This is a genomic window from Georgenia thermotolerans (genome assembly GCF_009193185.1).
In the GTDB taxonomy this organism is placed as follows: domain Bacteria; phylum Actinomycetota; class Actinomycetes; order Actinomycetales; family Actinomycetaceae; genus Georgenia; species Georgenia thermotolerans.
In genome coordinates, this window is the sequence record NZ_VUKF01000006.1 from 63,687 (window position 1) to 83,295 (window position 19,609).

Genomic DNA, 19,609 nt, shown 5'->3' on the forward strand with positions numbered 1-19,609 from the left:
CGCCCCGCACCGGCTTTAATCGGACTTGTCCGGACAGAACCACTCGAAGGGATCGTCCATGGAGATCGGGCCCCACCGCCGCCGCGCCGTGCGCGCGGCGGGTCTTGGCGTCGGCCTCGCCGTGCTGGCCGCCGGCCTGCCCGCGACCGCGCAGACCTCGGCGCCGGCCGACGAGCTCGGCTCCCCGGAGATCCCGGTGCGGGCGACGTTCAGCTACCCGTCGTTCTTCCTCGCCGCGAACCCCGAGGTGACCGGCGCCGTGCACGGCGTCAGGCGCGTCGACGGCGGGACGGCCGTCTACTTCTCGGTCGGGGTGGCCGAGGGACAGGCCGAGCACTTCGCCGGCACGACCGCGTTCGAGCCGGCCCCCTCGCCCTACCGGCTCAACGACGTCGCCAACCTCGCCCTCGTCGACACGAGCACCCTGACGGCCTACCGGCCGCTGCACGGCGACGTCGCCCTCACCTCGAGCACCATCGGCATGGAGGGCGAGCCCGGTCAGCTCGTCACGTTCTTCGCGGTGTTCCCCGAGCTGCCGGCGGCCACCACCTCCGTCGACCTGCAGTTCGAGTGGGGCGTCACCGCCTCCAGCGTGCCGGTCGAGGACGGGCCGCTGGAGCCGGCGGTCGACGAGTCGTTCACGATCCTCGGGGAGGGATGGCCGAAGCTGCCCTCGGCCGACCAGATCGCTGCCGCCGACCCCGCCGCCGTCACCTTCGACCTGGTGGCCCGCAGCGAGGACCAGGCCGGGACGGCCGCCGTGGCGGAGAGCCCCGACCAGGTCGAGGTGACCTTCGACGCCGACGTCCTCTTCGCCGTCGACTCCGCGGAGGTCTCGGCCGAGGCACGGGCCCGCGTGGAGGAGATCGCCCGCGACATCGCCGACCGCGGCGTGGGCGAGGTCGCCGTGACCGGGCACACCGACTCCGTGCGGGGCGCGGTGGACAACCAGGCCCTCTCGGAGCAGCGGGCCCAGGCCGTCGCCGACCTGCTCGCCCCGGTCGTCCAGGACGCCGGCGTCACCCTCGCGGTCGCCGGCCGGGGGCCGTCCGAGCCCGTGGCCGACAACTCCACCGAGGAGGGCCGCGCGGCCAACCGCCGGGTCACGGTGGTCTACCAGGTGAGCGAGGAGCGATGAGGATGCGACGGGTCGTCACGGGTGTGGCCGCGGTGCTGCTGCTGGCAGGCTGCAGCGAGTCCGCCGACGCGGACGGCGGCGCCGGCACGGCGCGCCCGACGGCCGGCCAGACACCCGAGCGCACGGCCGAGGAGGTCACCGAGGCGATCTTCGGCGCCGCCGGCGCCGCGGAGCCGATCGCGGAGGCCGAGGGCGAGATCCTCGACAACGGCTCGGGCCGTACACCCGCCCGCATCACGGTCGAGGCCGTCACCGCCGGCCCGGAGAGCACGCTCCTGCGCTTCACCCTCTACGCCACCAGCGGGGAGGAGTCGGTGTCGCTGCAGGCCTTCAACGCCCTCACCCCGCTCACGGCGGACATCCGGGACGTGAAGATCGGCGACCCGGCGTCCGGCACGACCTACGCGCCCTACCTCGGGTACGAGACCGCCGAGGAGAAGGACGAGGCCTCCTTCTGCCTGTGCTCGACGCACCCGAAGACCATCGACACCGACGGGGTGCACCTGTACGCGACGTACCCGGCGCTCGACCCCTCGGCGGAGACCGCGACGGTGTACGTGCCGGGCTTCCCGGAGCTCGAGGACGTCCCGGTCACCCGGACCGGGGAGCAGGGCGGGAAGTGACGCCCGGCGCACGGACGCCCGGCGCCGGGAGCTCGTCCGCCGCCTATCCTTGCCCGGTGAGCACCTCAGACCAGACCCGGCCCACGACCACCGAGCCCGAGGCGCCCGCCGGCACCGAGCGTCCCGTGCTCGTCGTCGACTACGGCGCCCAGTACGCCCAGCTGATCGCCCGGCGCGTGCGCGAGGCGCGCGTGTACTCCGAGATCGTCCCGCACACGATGAGCGTGGACGACATGCTCGCCAAGGACCCCGCGGCGATCATCCTCTCCGGCGGCCCGGCGTCGGTGTACGCCGACGACGCCCCGGGCACCGACCCCGCGCTGTTCGAGGCCGGGGTGCCGGTGCTCGGCATCTGCTACGGCTTCCAGTCCATGGCGCGCGCGCTCGGAGGGCGGGTGGCCCAGACGGGCTCGCGCGAGTACGGCTCCACCGTGGTCCAGCTGCAGCAGGCCGGCGAGCTCCTCGCCGGCTCGCCCACCCAGCAGACGGTGTGGATGTCCCACGGCGACGCCGTCCAGGCCGCCCCCGAGGGCTTCCAGGTGCTGGCCACCTCCGAGGGGTCCCCGGTCGCGGCCTTCGAGGACCCCGACCGGCGCCTCTACGGCATGCAGTGGCACCCCGAGGTCAAGCACTCGGTGCTCGGCCAGGAGGCCCTCGAGCGCTTCCTCTACGACGGCGCCCGGCTGGAGCCCACCTGGACGCCCGGCAACGTCATCGCCGAGCAGGTCGAGGCCATCCGCGCCCAGGTCGGCAAGGACCGGGTGATCTGCGGGCTGTCCGGCGGCGTGGACTCCTCGGTGGCCGCCGCGCTCGTCCACCGGGCCGTGGGGGACCAGCTCACCTGCGTCTTCGTCGACCACGGGCTGCTGCGCGCCGGCGAGGCCGAGCAGGTCGAGAAGGACTTCGTCGCCGCCACCGGCGTCAACCTCAAGGTGGTCGACGCCTCGCAGACCTTCCTCGAGGCCCTCGAGGGCGTCACCGACCCCGAGACCAAGCGCAAGATCATCGGCCGGGAGTTCATCCGCGCCTTCGAGCACGCCGCCCGCGAGATCGTCGCCGAGGCCGGCGACAGCGACGGCGACGTGAAGTACCTCGTCCAGGGCACCCTCTACCCCGACGTCGTCGAGTCCGGCGGCGGCGAGGGCGCGGCGAACATCAAGTCCCACCACAACGTCGGCGGGCTGCCCGAGGACCTGCAGTTCGAGCTGGTCGAGCCGCTGCGCACGCTGTTCAAGGACGAGGTCCGCGCCGTCGGCCTCGAGCTCGGCGTGCCCGAGCAGATCGTCTGGCGCCAGCCCTTCCCCGGCCCCGGCCTGGGCATCCGCATCATCGGCGAGGTCACCGCCGAGCGGCTGGAGATCCTGCGGGCGGCCGACGCCATCGCCCGCGAGGAGCTGAGCAAGGCCGGGCTGGACCGCGACATCTGGCAGTGCCCGGTGGTCCTGCTCGCCGACGTCCGCTCCGTCGGGGTCCAGGGCGACGGGCGCACCTACGGCCACCCCGTGGTGCTGCGCCCGGTCTCCTCCGAGGACGCCATGACGGCCGACTGGTCCCGGGTGCCCTACGACGTGCTGGCCACCATCTCCACGCGGATCACCAACTCCGTCCCGGAGGTCAACCGGGTGGTCCTCGACGTCACGTCCAAGCCCCCCGCCACCATCGAGTGGGAGTGAGCCCCCTCCGCGTCGCCCACGTCTCCGACTGCTACCCGCCGCGGGTCGGCGGGATCGAGACCCAGGTCCACGACCTCGCGGTGCGGCAGGCCCGCGCCGGCCACGACGTCCACGTGCTCACCGCCACGGGGGCGGCGGCGGCCGGCGTCGGCCACCCGGGCGTCGGCGGCCGCGGCGCACCCGGCGGGCCGGGCACGCCCACGGTGCACCGGCTGGCCACGCCGCTGACCCTCGGGGTGCCCGTGCACCCGCTGGAGGGGCCGCTGTTGCGCCGGGCCCTGCGCGCGCTGCGGCCCGACGTCGTGCACGTGCACGCCGGGGTGGTCTCCCCGTTCGCCTTCGCCGGCGCCCGGGCGGCCCGCCGCCTCGGCGTGCCGCTGGCGATCACGTGGCACTGCATGCTCGACGGCGTCGTGCCGCTGTACCGGGCCGGCGCCGCGCTGAGCGGGTGGCGCCGCGCCGCCGTCGCCCTCTCCGCGGTCTCGGCCGTGGCGGGGGAGCGGGTGGCGCGCGTGCTCGCCGTCGACCCGGCCGACGTCCTCGTCGTGCCCAACGGGCTGGACGTCGCCGCCTGGGCCGACCCCTCGCCCCCCGGCGCGCCGCTGCCGCCCGCGGGCCCGCTGCGGGTGGTCGCCACGCAGCGGCTGGCCCCGCGCAAGCGCCCGGTGCCGCTGGTGCGGCTCGTCGCCGAGGCGCACCAGCGGCTGGGGCGCGACGACGCCGGCCGCCCCCGTCTCCACCTGACCCTCATCGGCTCCGGGCCCGCCGAGCAGGCCGTGCGGGCCGAGGTCGCCCGCCGCGGCCTCGGCGACGTCGTCGACGTCGTCGGCCGCGTGCCGCGGGAGGAGCTGGCGGGCCGGTACCGGGGCGAGCACGTGTTCCTCGCCCCGGCGCGCCTGGAGGCCTTCGGCATCGCGGCCCTCGAGGCGCGCGCCGCCGGCCTCGCCGTCGTCGCCGGGCGCGGCACCGGGGTCAGCGAGTTCGTCCGCGACGGCGTGGACGGGCTGCTCACCCCCGACCGGGCCGACGGGCTCGACGACGGCGACGCCGACGCCGCGCTCGCCGCCGCGCTGGTGCGGCTGGCCCGCGAGGACGGCCTCCTCGCCGGGCTGCTCGACCACAACCGGCGCGTCGCCCCCGCCGCGGACTGGGCCGACGTCCTCGGCGCCGCGGACGCCCTCTACGCCCGCGCCCGCGCCCGGCGCTGACCTCAGGCCCGGGCCCAGGTGGGCCCTCCCTTGGGCCCACGGGCCCCACGACCCGTCCGTAATCGCCCCTAGCGTCGTGCCAGACCATCTGGCCGACGTGGGGGAGAAGCATGAGGGCGCTGCTGCGGGAGCGCGAGCGGGGTGCTGCGACGCTGGAGCACCTCGGCACCGTGGTCATCGTCGTGCTCCTGTTCGGCGGGGCCGTCCTCGGGTTCGCCACCTACGGACCGCGGCTGCAGCAGCAGCTGTGCGTGCTGGCGAGCGCGGTCGGGGTGGCCGGTCCCTGCGAGGGGACGCCGGTGGCCCAGCCGGAGGAGAGCGGGCCCACGGACGCGGACTTCCTGCCCGCCGTGTGCACGATCCGGGAGTCGACCACCCAGACCAACGCCAAGATCACCATCGCCTTCCTCGAGATCGGCCAGGACGCCGGGTTCATCGTCCAGGAGAACGCCGACGGCACCGTCCAGGTGACGGTGACGGACGGCGCGAGCCTGGGGGCCTCCGGCGGCTTCGGGGCCAGCCTGGGCGGGAAGGACTCCGGGATCGGCGGGGACGTGTCCTTCGGCGCGGGGCTGAGCTTCAAGAACGGCTCGCAGTGGAACTTCGCCAGCATGGACGACTGGACGGCCATGGAGAAGGACCTCAAGGCCTACCTGATCCAGCAGAAGCAGCTGCAGGGGGAGGGCGCGGTCGGGATGCACCTGTACCTCCTGCTCACCGACGGCTACCTCGACAAGCCCCAGGAGCCCGAGCAGACCTCCTGGACCCAGGCCATCGAGATCTCCGGGAACGGGAAGATCGGCCTGCGCGACACGATCCCGGGCAAGGACGGCGCCGAGCCGCAGGACATCGACCCCAACCTGGGGGTGTACGTGGACGGCAAGCTCGCCGACGAGTACGTCGTCACGGAGAACCACAAGACCGGCGAGACGTCGCGGACGTACTCCTTCACCGCCTCGGGGGAGGCCGGCGGGAACCTCGTCGTCGGGAACGCCTCCGCCTGGGGCGAGCAGAAGGGCGCGTACAAGATCACCGAGAACAAGGACGGCGAGGTCATCTCCATCGAGTTCATGGCCGAGCGCGCCGGCGGCAGCAAGGCCGGCCTCGGCGTCCAGCCCGTCACCGACCAGGGCGGCAGCGCGGGGATGACCGACGCCGCGAACACCCGCACGGTGGTCACGACGACGATCGAGGTCACCGACGCCAACCGCCACATCGTCGAGGACTGGGTCACGGCGGCCGACTCGAACGCCTCCTTCGGGCTGCCGGTGCCCGTGCCCGCCAACTCCCAGCGGCCCGACAGCCCCGTCGCGGACGACGCGTTCGCCAACCTCCTCTACCAGGAGGGTCGGACCAGCGAGCGGGTCTACGACAACGTCGAGGAGGGCTGGTCCTTCGGGGCCGAGTTCGCCCTGGGCATCAAGCTCGGCGCCAGCTTCGGCAGCGAGGAGAAGACAGCGACCATCCAGGACGCCAGCTTCCTCGGCGCCCCCGGGCAGGACGGCGTGCGCCCGATGGTCCCCGAGTCCGCCTGCACCGTTGACTGAGGAGCACCCGATGACGCTGCGGAACTACGTGCGGCCCTGGATCGCCGCGGCCCTGACCTGGGCAGTCGTCGTGCTGCTGAGCAAGCTGCTCTACGGCGCCCTGCTCGGCGCCGGGGACGTGCGACCGGTCGTGCTCATGGGCCTGGCGACGGTCGTGGCGCTCCCGGTGCTCAGCGCCGCCGTCGCCGTGCTGCTGCTCCCGGTGCCGACCACGCGCCGCCCGGCGGCCTGGCTGCTCGCCGGGGTGCCGGTGACGGTGGCGGCGCTCGCGGTCTCCGGGCTGGCCGTGGACGCGCCCACGGGGCCCGGCGTGGGGGCGCTGGCGGCTGTGGTGGCCCTCGCAGCGGGAGCGTCGCTCGGCGTGGGATGGTTGCGGGCGCGGCGCGCGGGCACGGCCCGGCGGTCCGCGCGGGTGGCCCGCACCGGCTACGAGGCACGATGACTGAGGAGAAGCGGCGGATGGCAGGCAAGGTGGCACGGGCGGTGGCCGCGGCGGTGGGAGCCGGGGCGCTGCTCGCCGGGTGCGCGTCGGGGACGCCGGACGGGTTCACCCGGCTCGAGCAGGGCTGGCTCGCGGTGGACGTGCCCGAGACCCTCGTCGAGGTGCCCGAGGCCGAGTCCGGCGCGTACGACGTCGTGCTGCAGGACGCGGTGGAGGACCCGAAGGTCCAGCTGGCCGCGGCCACGGAGTACGGGACCAACCCCGCCCGCGGCACCCTGAGCGCGGTGCGGGCCGAGCAGCCCTTCGGGCCCGTCGACGACGGCGACAAGTTCTCCGAGGTCGAGGGCCGCGGCGGGCAGCAGCTGTGGCGCTGGGACTTCACCTACGACGACGGCGGCTACCACGGCGTGACCTGGGTGGCGCACGACCCCGACGCCGAGCGCACCGTCGTCGTCGCGCTCAGCGCCGTCGAGCTGGACGACGCGACGGTGCAGGCCGTCGAGGACAGCATCGAGGTGCGCCCGCAGGACTCCTGACGGACGAACCTCTGACGGCGGATTGCCGGGACCAAGGTCGCGCCCAGGACCTTGGGCCCCGGGACCAACGTCGCGAAACGCGTGGACATGGCGGATCTACGTTGATGGTGTGCAAATCGGACGGGCACAACGGGTGCCGGGTCCGAGGCCGGAGGAGCCGGGCTCGCGGTGAGCCCGCCGCAGCGTCCTGAAAGGACCCGCCATGAACACCAAGCCCGCCAAGGTCACCGGGATCGTCGCCATCGTCGCCGGGATCGTCTTCATCCTCGCCGGCGGGGTGACGTGGGGGTTGATCACCTCCAACCTCGTCGAGCAGAAGATCGTGGTCGCGGAGGACTCGACGATGCTGCCCGGGGACGAGGTCAACGGCCCGTTCTCGGCGTTCGCCGAGGCGCAGATCATCAACGAGCACGCGATGCACGCCACCGAGGGCAAGACGTACGCCGAGCTGGGCGCGGAGGTCAAGGCCGCCGAGGCGGCCGGGGACACCGCGAAGGCGGAGGCGCTGCAGGGGCAGCGGACCACGGTGATGAACGCCTCGTTCCTGCGGGCCTCGCTGTTCACCTCGGTGATCGCCTACGGTGTGGCCGCCCTGGTCATGGGGCTGGGCGTGATCCTGACCCTGGTCGGCTGGGCCTTCACCACCCTCGCCGCCCCGTCCGGCGCCGTGGCCGCCACCAAGGCGGGGCGGCGCGAGGCGGCGCTGGTCTGACCTGACGCACCACACCGAGGACCCCGCGGGCACGCGCCCGCGGGGTCCTCGCGTCGCGTGGCGGGGCGGAGCGGTCCGCCGCGGGCGGGTCACTGCCCTGTCCTGCCGTGCGCGGACGCGGCCGCTCCGGTGTACTGCCTCCTGCAGGGAGCCGTGCCCGGCGCCGACCGGGGCGCCGGGCACGGTGACCGCGGAGGGGAATCCCGGTGGCGGGCACGCGGCAGGCCCCGTGGATCGAGCCACGGGGCCTGCCGAGGGGTGAGGGCGCTCAGTCGTGCGTCACGTCCGGGAGCCGGGAGCCCGGTCGCGTCCACGCCGCAGCAGCGGCGTCAGGAGCAACGTCACCGCCGCCAGCAGCAGCAGGGCGATGAGCGTGAGCTGCAGGTCGATCCGGTAGCCCAGGGCGACGACGACGGCCGCCGCGCCGCACACGGCCAGCACCAGGCCCAGGATGAGCGTCCCCGAGCGGGGACCGCGGGGTCGCTCGACCGGGGCGCTGTGCGCCGACCAGACCGGCGGCGCGGCCGTGTCGGGCCGCGTCGCGGCCCAGTGCGGCGGGGCGTCTGCCGACGGTGCGGACATGCGCGGCCCGTCCTCGGTGCGCGGCAGCGGGCGCGTGGCGTCCGCGGGCGGCCGCGGGCGCGTGGCGTCCGCGGGCGGCCGCGGGCTCGTCGGGAGCTCGGTGGTGGCGTCCGCCGCCGCCGGCTGGCTGGCGAGGCGCTCGGTGGGCTCGCCGGCGGGCTGCCGGCCGGCGACGTCGTCGGGCCCGGGGGTGATGCGCTCGGTGGGCTCGCCGCCGGGCTCGGGGCGGGTGCCCTCGTCGGGGCCGGGGCGGGTGCCCTCGTCGGACCCGGTGGTGTCGTGGGTGCTCATCGCTGCTCCTCCTCGTTCTGCACGGTGGTACCGCCGGGGCCGACCAGCGCGGTGGCCGCGGTGGTGGCGGTGCCGCTCGGCTCTTCCGTGCTCGCGCCGCTCGGCGCCTGGCTCGGCTGTTCGGTCGTGGCTGCGGGGACGTCCTCGATGACGTAGACGCGGCCCGCGCCCGCGTCGACCTTGACGACGATGTCCGGGCTGCCGGTCAGCGCCTCGGGCGAGGACAGGGCGGTGTCGAGGCCGAGGCCGTTGGCCCAGGTCTTGTGGACCCGGCTGCCGTTGTCCTCGGTGAAGACGGACCCGGTGGTGTCGGAGGACCAGCCCGGCCCGGTGCGCGACTCGACGCTGCCGGCCCCGACCTGGGCCTCGACGCGGACGGCGGAGCCGGCGGGCACGCGGATGGTGATGTCGCCGGCGCCGACGTCGACCGGGACGGTCAGGTCGCTGCCGGCGGGCAGCTGGCGCAGGTCGAGCTCGAAGTCGCCGGCCGCGAGGTCGTATCCGCCGGAGGCCTCCTCCACGGTGTGGGGAGTGACGGACATCGTCCCCACCCGTGCACCGGGACCGAAGTGGAGGTTGACCGGCAGCGCCGTGGTGGCGGCCGTGGCGGGCACGACGAGCAGGGCCAGCAAGATCCCGAGGACGGACAGCGCCCCGCCGCGGCGCCCGCGGGCACCGGAGATGAGCACGCCGAGGCCGAGCAGGCCGAGCACCGCGCCGCCGATGAGCAGCGGCAGCTGCCAGCCGATGGCGTTGACGCGGTCTAGGAGCAGCAGGGCCGCGACCGCGATGAGGCACAGCGCGAGGACGACGGCGACCACCGCCTGGCCCGGGCCCGGGGTCACCGGGCGCGGGGGGACCGGCGCCTGGGCGGCCGGGTAGGGTCCGCCCGGTCCGAGGGGCCCCGGCCCGCCGGATACGGGCCCGCGCGGCCCGCCGGGGGCGGCGGGCGCGGCGGCGCCGGACCACACCGGGCCACCCGTGCTGCGCCAGTCGTCGGGCTGCTTGCCCGGGCGGGGCGTGGCCGGCGGGGGAGTCGTCGACCGGGCCGCGGCGGGCACGGGAGCGGCGTCCGGGGCGGCCGCGGAGAAGGTCGGCCCGGATCCCTCGGGCGGCGTGCCGACCCAGCCCCGCTGGGGGGACGTGCCCGCCCACCCCGGCTGGGACGCGTTCCCCGGGCGGCCGGGGCCGGCGTTCGGCGGCCCGGCGAAGCCGGACGGGCCGGACCAGTCCGGCGTGGGGCGCGGCGGCCGGTGGCTGCCGCGCCGAGCGAGCGCCACGATGACGACGATCACGAGCGCGACGGTGGCGAGGGAGACCAGGGACCAGAAGAACCCGTCGCCCCACCACCACCAGTCGCCCCACCAGGTGCCGGGCCGGGACAGGCCGACGACGACGAAGGCGGCCGCCCCCGCGAGGGCGGCGTCGACGTTGCCGTGCAGCGCCTCCTGCAGGTGGATGCGCCCGTCCGACTCCTCGGGCAGGAGCGCCCAGCCGAGGCCGTACAGCAGCAGGCCCAGCCCGCCGAAGAGCGTCATGACCACGAGGACCCCGCGCACCAGCAGGGGGTCGACGTCGAGGCGCCGGGCGATGCCGGCGGCGACGCCGCCGATCCACCGGTCCTCGCCGCGCCAGATCCCGGTGCGGCGGAGGGACTCGAAGAAGCTCGCGGTGCTGGACGACGGGAAGCGGGGCGGCGGGCCGGACGGCACCGGGCCACCGGACGGGCCGGGGCCCGGGGGGACGGGGCCGCCGCCGAAGGACCCGGCGCCCGGGGGGACGGGGCCGCCCGCGGAGGGACCGGTGCCCGACGGGCCGGCGCCCTGCGGACCGGCCGCGCCGTCGCGGCGCTCGCCGCCGGAAGGCATGTCAGTGGTGTTCATGCTCCCAGCCAACCGCCCGGCGGGGTGCCCGGACCATCGGGGACCCCCCTGGGCCGACCCTGATCTTCATCCGGCACGACCCCGGAACAGGGCTCGGGACCTGGGGTGACGGCCCCGCGACGTGTGACGATGGGCCCGTGACCGCCTCCGCCGCCCCGCGCGCCCGCCTGCCGCTGCGCCGCCCGACCTCCGGGCGCGTGCTCGGCGGCGTGGCCGCCGGCGTCGCGGCGCACCTGGGCTGGCCGGTGGGCGCGGTGCGCTGGGCCTTCGTGCTCACCTCCCTCGTCGCCGGCGCCGGCGTCGCCATGTACCTGTGGCTGTGGGCCACCGTCCCGGCCGGTGACCCGCACGACGCCGCCCCGGCCGGCCGCACCCGTCTGGCGCCCCGGCTGCGGGTCGGCCAGCTCACGCCCGGCGCCCGGGACGTCACCCTCGCCGTCGTGCTGCTGGGCACCGCGGCGCTGCTGCTCCTGTGGCGCACCGACCGCGCCCAGCCGGCCACCTGGCTCGTCCCCCTCCTCATCGTCGCCGCCGGCGCCGCCCTCGCCTGGGGGCAGCTGGCCGAGGTGTCCCGCACCGGCGTCAGCGCCCGCCGCCGCGGCGCCGTGGTCCTGCGGGTCGTGGCCGGCGTCGGCCTGGCGGTGCTCGGGGCGCTGCTGCTGGTCGGCCGCGGGGAGAGCCTGGTGGTCCTGCTGCGCGGCGCCGCGGCGGGGCTGGCGATCGTCGCCGGGGTCGCCGTCGTCCTCGCCCCGCTGCTGCTGCGCCTGGTGCGCGAGCTCGGCGCCGAGCGCGAGGCCCGGGCGCGGGAGGCCGAGCGCGCCGACATCGCCGCCCACCTGCACGACTCGGTCCTGCAGACCCTCTCGATGATCCGCTCCCGGGCGGCGGGCAACGAGGACGTCGCCCGGCTGGCCCGTGCCCAGGAGCGCGAGCTGCGCGAGTGGCTCTACACCGACCGACCCGCCCCAGGCACCTCCACCGCCGACGACGTGCGCCGGGTGGCCGCCGAGGTCGAGGACCGCCACGGCGTCCCGATCGAGGTCGTCACGGCCGGCGACGCGGTCCCGGACGCCGGGACCCCGGCGATCACCGCCGCCACCCGCGAGGCGCTGGCCAACGCCGTCGTGCACGGGCGCCCGCCGGTCAGCCTGTACGTCGAGGTGGACCCCGAGCGGGTGGAGGTGTTCGTCCGTGATCGCGGCGACGGGTTCGAGCTCGACGCCGTGCCGGACGACCGGCACGGCGTGCGCGAGTCCATCATCGGGCGGATGCGCCGCCACGGCGGCGACGCCGAGATCCGCACCCGGGCCACCGGCACCGAGGTGCACCTCACCATGCCACGAAAGGGGCAACCATGAGCGAGACCACCGCGGGGGCGGCACCGATCCGCGTGCTCATCGTCGACGACCACGCCCTCGTGCGCGCCGGGGTGCGCGCCGAGCTGGCCGGGCACGCGCCGGACCTCGACGTCGTGGGCGAGGCCGACGACGTCGAGGGCGCGATCGCGGCGGTGCACGCCCTCCTGCCCGACGTCGTCCTCCTCGACGTCCACCTGCCCGGCGGCCGCGGCGGCGGCGGCGCGGAGGTGGTCGCCGGCTGCGGCGACGTGCTGGGCCAGACCCGCTTCCTCGCCCTGTCGGTCTCCGACGCCAGCGAGGACGTCGTCGCCGTCATCCGCGCCGGCGCCCGCGGCTACGTCACCAAGGCCATCAGCGCCGACGAGCTCGCCGACGCGGTGCGCCGGGTGGCCGCCGGTGACGCCGCCTTCTCCCCGCGCCTGGCCGGGTTCGTCCTCGACGCCTTCGGCACCGGGGTCGCGGACATCGCGGTGCACGACGACGAGCTCGACCGGCTCACCGCCCGCGAGCAGGAGGTCATGCGGCTCATCGCCCGCGGCTACGCGTACAAGGAGGTGGCCGCCGAGCTGTTCATCTCCATCAAGACGGTCGAGACCCACGTCTCGGCCGTGCTGCGCAAGCTCCAGCTCTCCTCGCGCCACGAGCTCACCCGGTGGGCCGCGGCCCGGCGGCTGCTGTAGCCGGCGGCCGGACGCGGCCGGCCCCGCCGCTGTGAGCAGGGTCTCCGGACCCGCTGCGCCACCGGGGCACGGCCCGGCGCCGCTTGTTCCCTAGGGTGTCCGGTATGAGCATCCTGCTGGGCATCCTTCTCGTCATCCACATGATCGGCTGGGCCATCGTGCTCGGCGGCACCCTGACCAACCTGCGCCCGCCGCGCATCGCCACGGGCGTCACGCACGGCGCGCTGACGGCGCTGGTCGCCGGGATCCTCATGGTCGGCGTGGCCGAGATGGGCGGCCGCGACCTCGACTACGCCTGGGTCGCGGTCAAGCTGGTCGTGGGGCTGGCCGTCACGGCCCTGGCGATCTTCGGGGCCCGCCGGGAGGAGAAGGTCACCACCGGCCTGGTCGGTGCCATCGCCGGGCTGACCGTCCTGAACATCGCGGTGGCCGTCCTCTGGCGCTGACCACCGCGCCGGCGCCGCGCGGCGCCGGCCCGAACCTGAGGAGGCACCGTGACACCGCTCGCTGAGGTGGTGGTCGGGCTCGTCGTCGTCGTGGGGCTGGTCGGCGCCGTCGTCCAGGTCTACCCCGGCGGGCTCATCGTGCTCGGCGCGGTGGCGGTGTGGGGCGTGGTCACCGGCGGGCCGGTCGGCTGGACGGTCCTGACCGTCGCCGCCCTGGCCGTGCTCGGCTCGGCGGTCGCCAAGTACCTGCTCGCCGGGCGCTACCTCACCCGCGCCGGCGTGCCCGGGCGGTCGCTGCTGGCCGGGGCGGTGCTCGGCGTCGTCGGGTTCTTCGTCGTCCCGGTGGTGGGCCTCGCCCTCGGCTTCGTGCTCGGGGTGTACCTCGCCGAGCTGGCCCGCCGCCACGAGCAGGGCGCCGCGTGGCGGGCCACCGTCGTGGCCATGAAGGCCACCGGGCTGACCATCCTCATCGAGCTGGCCGGGGCGCTGGTGGCCACCGGGGCGTGGGTGATCGGGCTGTTCCTCGCCGGGTGAGCGGGCCGTTCTGCGCCGGGTGAGCGGGCCGTTCCGCGCCGGGCGAGCGGCGTCTTGCCCGCCCGGTGAGGGGGCTGTTCCTCACATGACGGCGCCGGTGGCCCCCGGTGTCGGTGGGGCCGCATAGGCTTGCCGTGCGATGACCTCACTGTTCGACAACCTGCCCCTCGCCGGCCTCTCCGCCCAGGACCTGCCGCCGCTGCCCGCCGCCGTGCCCCCGCGCGACGACTCCGTCCCCAGCTGGGCGGTGGAGCCGCCGGCGCGCGACGTGCCCGAGGCGTCCCTCGTCGACGACCCGGTGGCCCGGGCGCGCCGCCGCGCCGGGCTCGACGGCGCCACCCCGCCGGGCCGGCCCCGCCTGGACCCCGCCACGCTGGTGGCCGACCTCAACCCCCAGCAGCGCGAGGCCGTCGTCCACTCCGGCTCCCCGCTGCTCATCGTCGCCGGCGCCGGCTCGGGCAAGACCCGCGTGCTCACCCACCGCATCGCCTACCTGCTGGCCACCGGACGGTCCCGGCCGGGGGAGATCCTCGCCATCACCTTCACCAACAAGGCCGCCGCCGAGATGCGCGAGCGGGTCGAGGACCTCATCGGCCCCTCGGCGAGCCGGATGTGGGTCTCGACCTTCCACTCGGCGTGCGTGCGGATCCTGCGCCGCGAGCACGCCGCCCTCGGCCTGCGCTCGAGCTTTTCCATCTACGACGCCGCGGACTCCCAGCGGCTCATGACGCTGGTGTGCCGTCAGCTGGACCTCGACCCCAAGCGGTACCCGCCCAAGACGTTCTCCCGGAAGGTCTCCGACCTCAAGAACGAGCTCATCGACCCCGAGGAGTACGCCCGCAGCGTCTCGGAGTCGAACTCCTTCGACAAGGCCCTCGCGCAGGCGTACGCCCAGTACAACGAGCGGCTGCGGCAGGCGCACGCCCTCGACTTCGACGACCTCATCATGACCACCGTCAACCTCCTGCAGGCCTTCCCGGCGGTGGCCGAGCACTACCGGCGCCGGTTCCGCCACGTGCTGGTGGACGAGTACCAGGACACCAACCACGCCCAGTACATGCTCGTGCGCGAGCTGGCCGGGGTGGACCGGGACGGCAACGGCGAGGACGATCGCGACGGGCTGCCGCCGGCCGAGCTCACCGTGGTCGGTGACTCCGACCAGTCGATCTACGCCTTCCGCGGCGCCACCATCCGCAACATCCTCGAGTTCGAGGAGGACTACCCCGACGCCCGGACCATCCTGCTCGAGCAGAACTACCGCTCCACGCAGAACATCCTCACCGCGGCCAACGCCGTCATTGCACGCAACCCCGGGCGGCGGCCGAAGAACCTGTGGACCGACTCCGGAGCGGGCCCGCTCATCGTCGGCTACGTGGCCGACTCCGAGCACGAGGAGGCCCGGTTCATCGCCGAGGAGATCGACCGGCTGGGCGACGACGACGGCACCCGGCCGGGCGACGTGGCGGTCTTCTACCGCACCAACGCCCAGTCCCGGGCGCTGGAGGAGGTGCTGGTGCGCACCGGCATCCCCTACAAGGTGGTCGGCGGCACCCGCTTCTACGAGCGCAAGGAGATCAAGGACGCCATCGCGTACCTGCGCGCCGTCGCCAACCCCGACGACGCCGTCAACCTGCGCCGCATCCTCAACGTGCCCAAGCGCGGGCTGGGGGACAAGGCCGAGGCGATGCTCGCCGCCCACGCCGAGCGCGAGCGGGTCTCCTTCGGCCAGGCCGTCGCCGACGCCGCCGCCGAGCCGGGGGCCACGCGCGACGGCGCGCCGGTGCCCGAGGTCATCGGGCTGGCCAGCCGGTCGCGCACCCAGGTGCGCGCCTTCCACGAGCTCATGAGCGGGCTGCGGGAGATGAACGACGCCGGCGCCACCCCGGCCGAGGTCCTCGACGCCGCGCTGGACCGCTCGGGCTACCTCGCCGAGTTGCGCGCGAGCGAGGACCCGCAGGACGCCACCCGGGTGGAGAACCTCGCCGAGCTGCACGCCGTCGCGGCGGAGTTCTCCGAGCAGGACCCCGAGGGCGACCTCGGCGACTTCCTCGAGCGGGTCGCCCTGGTGGCCGACTCCGACCAGATCCCCGACGCGCATGCCCAGGACCAGGGCCAGGTCACCCTCATGACGGTGCACACCGCCAAGGGCCTGGAGTTCCCGGTCGTGTTCGTCACCGGCCTGGAGGACGGCACCTTCCCGCACCAGCGCTCGCTCACCGAGGAGGACGAGCTCTCCGAGGAGCGGCGCCTGGCGTACGTAGCGCTGACCCGGGCCCGCGAGCGGCTCTACCTCTCCCGCGCCGCGGTGCGCACCGCCTGGGGCATGCCCCAGCAGCTGCCGGCCTCGCGGTTCCTGCAGGACATCCCCGAGGAGCTGGTGGACTGGCGCCGCGCGGAGTCCTCGATGGAGGCGCTGCGTGCCCGGCCGGGCGGGTGGGGCGGCGGGTACGGGTCCCACGGCGGCTTCGGCGGGCGCGAGGGCTACGGCGCGCGCACCCCGGGCGGGTCCGGCGCCCGCAGCGGCCCGGTGCGCACCGGCAAGCTCGGCGCCACGACGTCCACCGGCGCGAAGTTCGGTTCGGCCACACCCCGCCCGGAGGCGGACGTGCCGGGCCTGGACGTGGGGGACAAGGTCACCCACGACAGCTACGGCGTGGGCACCGTGATCGCGCTGGAGGGCTCCGGGTCCTCCGCCGTCGCCAAGATCGACTTCGGCGGCGGGCAGACCAAGCGCCTGCTCCTGCGCTACTCCCCGGTCACGAAGCTGTAGCGGGCCGACGACGGCGAGGCCTCCCGCGCGGGGGACGCGGCGCGCCCCAGCAGCGCCACGCCGAAGAACTGCAGCACCTCGGCGTAGCCGGGATGGGCGAAGTCCGAGCCCACCGCGCCGAGCAGGAGGGTCAGCGCGAGGCCGCCGCCCGTCGCCGTGAGCAGGACGGCCGGCAGCCGCATCTCCGGCCGGCGCAGCAGCAGGATGCCGAGCACGGTGCTGACCGGGAAGCCGACCACGAACCCGGCGGTCGTGAGGCCCAGCAGCCAGGCGGGCGCGTCGTCGAAGCGGATCGCCGTGTCGAGCAGGAACGAGACGGCCAACAGCGCCAGCAGCGCGATCAGCACGCGTCGCACCCACCGGACCGCGCCCCGGCCGGCGTCGATCCGGCTGCCGTTCACCACCAGGACGGCGGTGAGCAGCGCGTAGAGCAGCCCGTGCGTGACACCGGCGACGTAGAACGCCCAGGCGGGGCCGCCGTCGGCGAAGACCGAGAACTCCCCGGTCAGGCCGTGGGTGACGGCGTCGGTCAGGGCGATGAGGGCGACGGGGACGGCCGCCGCGAGGGCGGCCCAGGTCAGGCGGGTCATGGTGGGTCCTTCCGGTCCGGGGCGCACCGGTGTGCGCCGACCCCTGGACGGTAGGAACCGGCCCCGGCACGGGGCGTCCTGCGCGGCGCGCACGGTCCCGGCCGCCGTCGTCCTCCCCGGTGGGCGGGACCCGGACCCTCCGGCAGGACAGGGGGTCCTCCGAAAGGAGGACGCCCGCCCCGCCGGGCCGGGCCTATGCTCGCGCCGTGCTGGCGCCGCGGCGGGAGAACCTCGGCATCCTCGGGGGTGCCCTCCTCGTCGGCGCCCTCACCGGCGCCCTCGTGGGCGGCACCGTCACCGACGCGCTGTTCGTCTCCTGCCTCGCGCTGGGCCTGCTCCTCGCGCTGCGGCACCTCGCGCGAGCCACCCGGCGGTGGCGGGCGGCCCGCACCCGCGCCGCCGAGGTGGCCGCGCTGCAGCCGGGGGCCGTGGCCCGGGCGGCCGTCCGGGAGGAACGGGCCCGCCTGGCCGCGGACGTCCACGCCGTGGTCCGCGCGGCCGTGGTGGACATGCAGGACGGCGCCAGGCGGGCGGCCCGGTCCTGGGACGCGGATCCGGTCGCCGCCCTCCGCGGGATCCAGCGCGCGGGCACGGCGGCCACCAGCGAGCTGCGCCGCATGCTCGGGCTCCTGCGCGAGCCCGCCGAGCCGGCGCCCCCGGCGGCCCCGGACCCGGACGGCATGCGCATCCGCCCGGCCGAGGTCGTGCTGGCTGCCGTCGCGGCGGCCGACGTGCTCGGGGAGGCCGCGATCGCCCACCGGATGGCCTGGCCCGAGGCGGCGTACATGACGCCCGTGGCCCTCGTCCTGACCACCCTGGCCGCCCTCACGGTCCTCGGCCGCAGGCTCGCGCCGGGCGCGTCCACGCTCCTGCTCGCCGCCCTCGTCACCGCCGGGACCCTGGTGGGGCACTCGGTGGTCGAGGGGGTGTGGATGCTGGTCACGGTCGGTGCGCTCGGCTGGGCGTGCGGGGCGTGGGAGCGCCGGATGCCCTGGGCGCTGGCCGGTCCGGGGATGCTTGCGCTGGCCCTGGTCCACAAGCACGCCCAGGACCGGCCGGAGAACCTCTTCATCGCGCTCGTCATCCTGGGGGTGGGGCTGCTCACCGGGTTCCTGGTCCGGGCGGTGCGCTCCCGGGCGGAGCGCACCCGGCGGGCCACCGGCGCCCGTGAGGCCGAGCTGGGCGCTGCGTCCGCCGCGGCCGTGCGGGCCGAGCGGCTCACGGTCGCCCGCGAGCTCCACGACCTCGTCTCCGGCGCGGTCGGCGTCGTGGTCATGCAGGCGGGGGCGGCCGAGGTGCTGCTCGCCACGGACCGGGCCGGCGCGCGCCGGGCCCTCGACGTGGTCCTGACCACGTGCGCCCACACCCTCGATGAGCTGGACCGGTTCCTCGCCGCGAAGGACGGCGCGCCCGGCAGCGCCGGCCACGACCTGGCGGACCTGCGCGGCCTGGTGGACCGGATGCGGCTGGCCGGGCTCGCCGTCGACCTCACCATGGCGGGGGACGCCTCCGCGGCGATGCCGACGGTGTATCGGGTGGTGCAGGAGTCGTTGCTCAACACCCTGCGGCACGCGCCGGGCGCCCGGGCCGCCGTCAGCGTCGCCGTCGCGGGCGGCCGGGCGCGGGTCGCCGTCGTCGACGACGGGCCGGGACCCGGCACCGACGCCCCCCGCGGGTTCGGGCTCGTCGGCATCGCCGAGCGGGTCCAGTCCGATGGCGGCACGCTCACCACCGGGACGGGCCCGGAGGGAACCGGCTTCCGGGTGGAGGCCGAGCTGCCCCTGCCGGCTGGGCCGGCGCCGAGCTCACCGGCGCGTGCCGCGCCTCCTGTCGACACCGCGGCCGGCGCGGCGCGTCCGGCAGCGGGAACGGGGGTGCCGTGACCGTTCGGGTGCTGCTGGCGGACGACCACGACCTGCTGCGGCAGGGCCTCGCCGCGATCCTCGGAACCGACCCGGACCTGGAGGTGGTGGGGGAGTGCGCGGACGGTCCGAGCGCCGTGCGTCGCGCCCGGGTGCTGGAGCCGGACGTGGTGCTCATGGACATCGAGATGCCGGGCGGGGACGGCCTCGCGGCAACCGCCCAGATCCTCGCCGCGCAGCCGGGCGCGCGGGTGATGGTGCTGACCACCTTCGACCTGGACGAGTACGTGCTGGCCGCGCTGCGCGCCGGCGCGAGCGGGTTCCTGGTGAAGACGATGCCGCCGGCGAAGATCGTCGCCGCCGTCAAGGCGTGCGCCGGCGGGGAGCTGATGCTGGGGCCCACCGTGCTGGACCGGCTCGTGGCGAGCTACGTGCAGCGGACCGAGCCTGCCGCGTTCCCAGGCCTGGACGCCCTGACCGACCGGGAGCGGGAGGTGCTCCTCGCCATGGCGCAGGGGCTGTCCAACGTCGAGATCGGGCAGGCCCTGTACATGGCGGAGACCACGGTGAAGACCCACGTCACCCGGGTGCTGGCCAAGCTCGGGGTGCGCGACCGGGTGCAGGCCGTCGTCGTGGCGCACCGCAGCGGGCTGGCCCGGCGCGGCTGAGATTGCTCACGGTCCGCGTGCCGCGCCCGGTCGTGTGGGTGGGCACCCCTAACCTCGGCAAGCAGG

The 19,609-nt window shown here is 75.8% G+C and carries 18 protein-coding genes; 15 read left to right on the forward strand and 3 right to left on the reverse strand.

The annotated features are described in order from the left end of the window. Positions 1 to 58 precede the first annotated feature (58 nt). The 8 genes from GD970_RS04310 (at position 59) to GD970_RS04345 (ending at position 7,879) form a co-directional block, all read left to right on the forward strand. On the forward strand, positions 59 to 1,138 hold the full coding sequence (locus GD970_RS04310; RefSeq protein ID WP_152201217.1) for an OmpA family protein: 1,080 nt from the start codon (positions 59 to 61) through the stop codon (positions 1,136 to 1,138). After that, positions 1,135 to 1,761, forward strand: coding sequence for a hypothetical protein (locus GD970_RS04315; RefSeq protein WP_152201219.1), 627 nt, complete (start codon positions 1,135 to 1,137; stop codon positions 1,759 to 1,761). The genes GD970_RS04310 and GD970_RS04315 overlap by 4 nt, the downstream gene beginning before the upstream one ends. A 56-nt stretch (positions 1,762 to 1,817) precedes the next feature. Then, complete coding sequence (gene guaA, locus GD970_RS04320; RefSeq protein WP_152201221.1) at positions 1,818 to 3,434, forward strand: glutamine-hydrolyzing GMP synthase; 1,617 nt, start codon at positions 1,818 to 1,820, stop codon at positions 3,432 to 3,434. Continuing rightward, positions 3,431 to 4,642 carry a glycosyltransferase family 4 protein gene (locus GD970_RS04325; RefSeq protein ID WP_152201224.1) on the forward strand — a complete coding sequence of 404 codons (1,212 nt, stop codon included), beginning with the start codon at positions 3,431 to 3,433 and terminating at the stop codon, positions 4,640 to 4,642. Before guaA ends, GD970_RS04325 begins: the two co-directional genes overlap by 4 nt. Positions 4,643 to 4,752: 110 nt before the next feature. After that, positions 4,753 to 6,189 carry a hypothetical protein gene (locus GD970_RS04330; protein WP_152201226.1) on the forward strand — a complete coding sequence of 479 codons (1,437 nt, stop codon included), beginning with the start codon at positions 4,753 to 4,755 and terminating at the stop codon, positions 6,187 to 6,189. A gap of 10 nt (positions 6,190 to 6,199) precedes the next feature. Then, positions 6,200 to 6,631, forward strand: a complete 432-nt coding sequence (locus tag GD970_RS04335) for a hypothetical protein (RefSeq protein WP_152201228.1) — start codon at positions 6,200 to 6,202, stop codon at positions 6,629 to 6,631. After that, positions 6,628 to 7,167 (forward strand): hypothetical protein, encoded by a 540-nt coding sequence (locus GD970_RS04340; protein ID WP_152201231.1) that lies wholly within the window; start codon positions 6,628 to 6,630, stop codon positions 7,165 to 7,167. Before GD970_RS04335 ends, GD970_RS04340 begins: the two co-directional genes overlap by 4 nt. A gap of 202 nt (positions 7,168 to 7,369) precedes the next feature. Beyond that, on the forward strand, positions 7,370 to 7,879 hold the full coding sequence (locus GD970_RS04345; protein ID WP_152201233.1) for an aromatic ring-opening dioxygenase LigA: 510 nt from the start codon (positions 7,370 to 7,372) through the stop codon (positions 7,877 to 7,879). 279 nt (positions 7,880 to 8,158) lie between these two features. Here GD970_RS04345 and GD970_RS04350 read toward each other — a convergent pair whose 3' ends face one another. Then, positions 8,159 to 8,752, reverse strand: a complete 594-nt coding sequence (locus tag GD970_RS04350) for a hypothetical protein (protein WP_152201236.1) — start codon at positions 8,750 to 8,752, stop codon at positions 8,159 to 8,161. Beyond that, positions 8,749 to 10,635: a PspC domain-containing protein gene (locus GD970_RS04355; RefSeq protein ID WP_152201238.1), complete on the reverse strand. Its 1,887-nt coding sequence runs from the start codon at positions 10,633 to 10,635 to the stop codon at positions 8,749 to 8,751. Before GD970_RS04355 ends, GD970_RS04350 begins: the two co-directional genes overlap by 4 nt. A 137-nt stretch (positions 10,636 to 10,772) precedes the next feature. Here GD970_RS04355 and GD970_RS04360 point away from each other — a divergent pair, with 137 nt between their 5' ends. The 5 genes from GD970_RS04360 to pcrA all read left to right on the forward strand — a co-directional run bounded on the left by GD970_RS04360 (position 10,773) and on the right by pcrA (position 16,423). Continuing rightward, entirely contained in the window at positions 10,773 to 11,993 is a 1,221-nt protein-coding gene (locus tag GD970_RS04360) for an ATP-binding protein (RefSeq protein WP_152201240.1), read from the forward strand. Continuing rightward, the gene (locus tag GD970_RS04365) at positions 11,990 to 12,673 is read left to right on the forward strand and encodes a LuxR C-terminal-related transcriptional regulator (protein ID WP_152201242.1); all 684 of its coding nucleotides are present in this window, start codon (positions 11,990 to 11,992) and stop codon (positions 12,671 to 12,673) included. The genes GD970_RS04360 and GD970_RS04365 overlap by 4 nt, the downstream gene beginning before the upstream one ends. 104 nt (positions 12,674 to 12,777) lie before the next feature. After that, positions 12,778 to 13,119: a hypothetical protein gene (locus GD970_RS04370; RefSeq protein WP_152201244.1), complete on the forward strand. Its 342-nt coding sequence runs from the start codon at positions 12,778 to 12,780 to the stop codon at positions 13,117 to 13,119. 48 nt (positions 13,120 to 13,167) lie between these two features. Next, the gene (locus GD970_RS04375; RefSeq protein ID WP_152201246.1) at positions 13,168 to 13,653 is read left to right on the forward strand and encodes a DUF456 domain-containing protein; all 486 of its coding nucleotides are present in this window, start codon (positions 13,168 to 13,170) and stop codon (positions 13,651 to 13,653) included. Between the two features lie 139 nt (positions 13,654 to 13,792). Then, complete coding sequence (pcrA, locus tag GD970_RS04380; RefSeq protein ID WP_152201249.1) at positions 13,793 to 16,423, forward strand: DNA helicase PcrA; 2,631 nt, start codon at positions 13,793 to 13,795, stop codon at positions 16,421 to 16,423. On the opposite strand, the gene GD970_RS04385 is transcribed toward pcrA, so the two are convergent. Continuing rightward, positions 16,399 to 17,013: a hypothetical protein gene (locus GD970_RS04385; RefSeq protein WP_152201251.1), complete on the reverse strand. Its 615-nt coding sequence runs from the start codon at positions 17,011 to 17,013 to the stop codon at positions 16,399 to 16,401. The two genes, pcrA and GD970_RS04385, sit on opposite strands and share 25 nt — an antisense overlap. 206 nt (positions 17,014 to 17,219) lie before the next feature. Here GD970_RS04385 and GD970_RS04390 point away from each other — a divergent pair, with 206 nt between their 5' ends. Together GD970_RS04390 and GD970_RS04395 are read left to right on the forward strand one after the other, a co-directional pair. Then, positions 17,220 to 18,896 carry a sensor histidine kinase gene (locus tag GD970_RS04390; protein WP_152201253.1) on the forward strand — a complete coding sequence of 559 codons (1,677 nt, stop codon included), beginning with the start codon at positions 17,220 to 17,222 and terminating at the stop codon, positions 18,894 to 18,896. After that, complete coding sequence (locus tag GD970_RS04395; RefSeq protein ID WP_152201256.1) at positions 18,893 to 19,543, forward strand: response regulator; 651 nt, start codon at positions 18,893 to 18,895, stop codon at positions 19,541 to 19,543. The genes GD970_RS04390 and GD970_RS04395 overlap by 4 nt, the downstream gene beginning before the upstream one ends. The last annotated feature ends 66 nt before the right edge of the window (positions 19,544 to 19,609 follow it).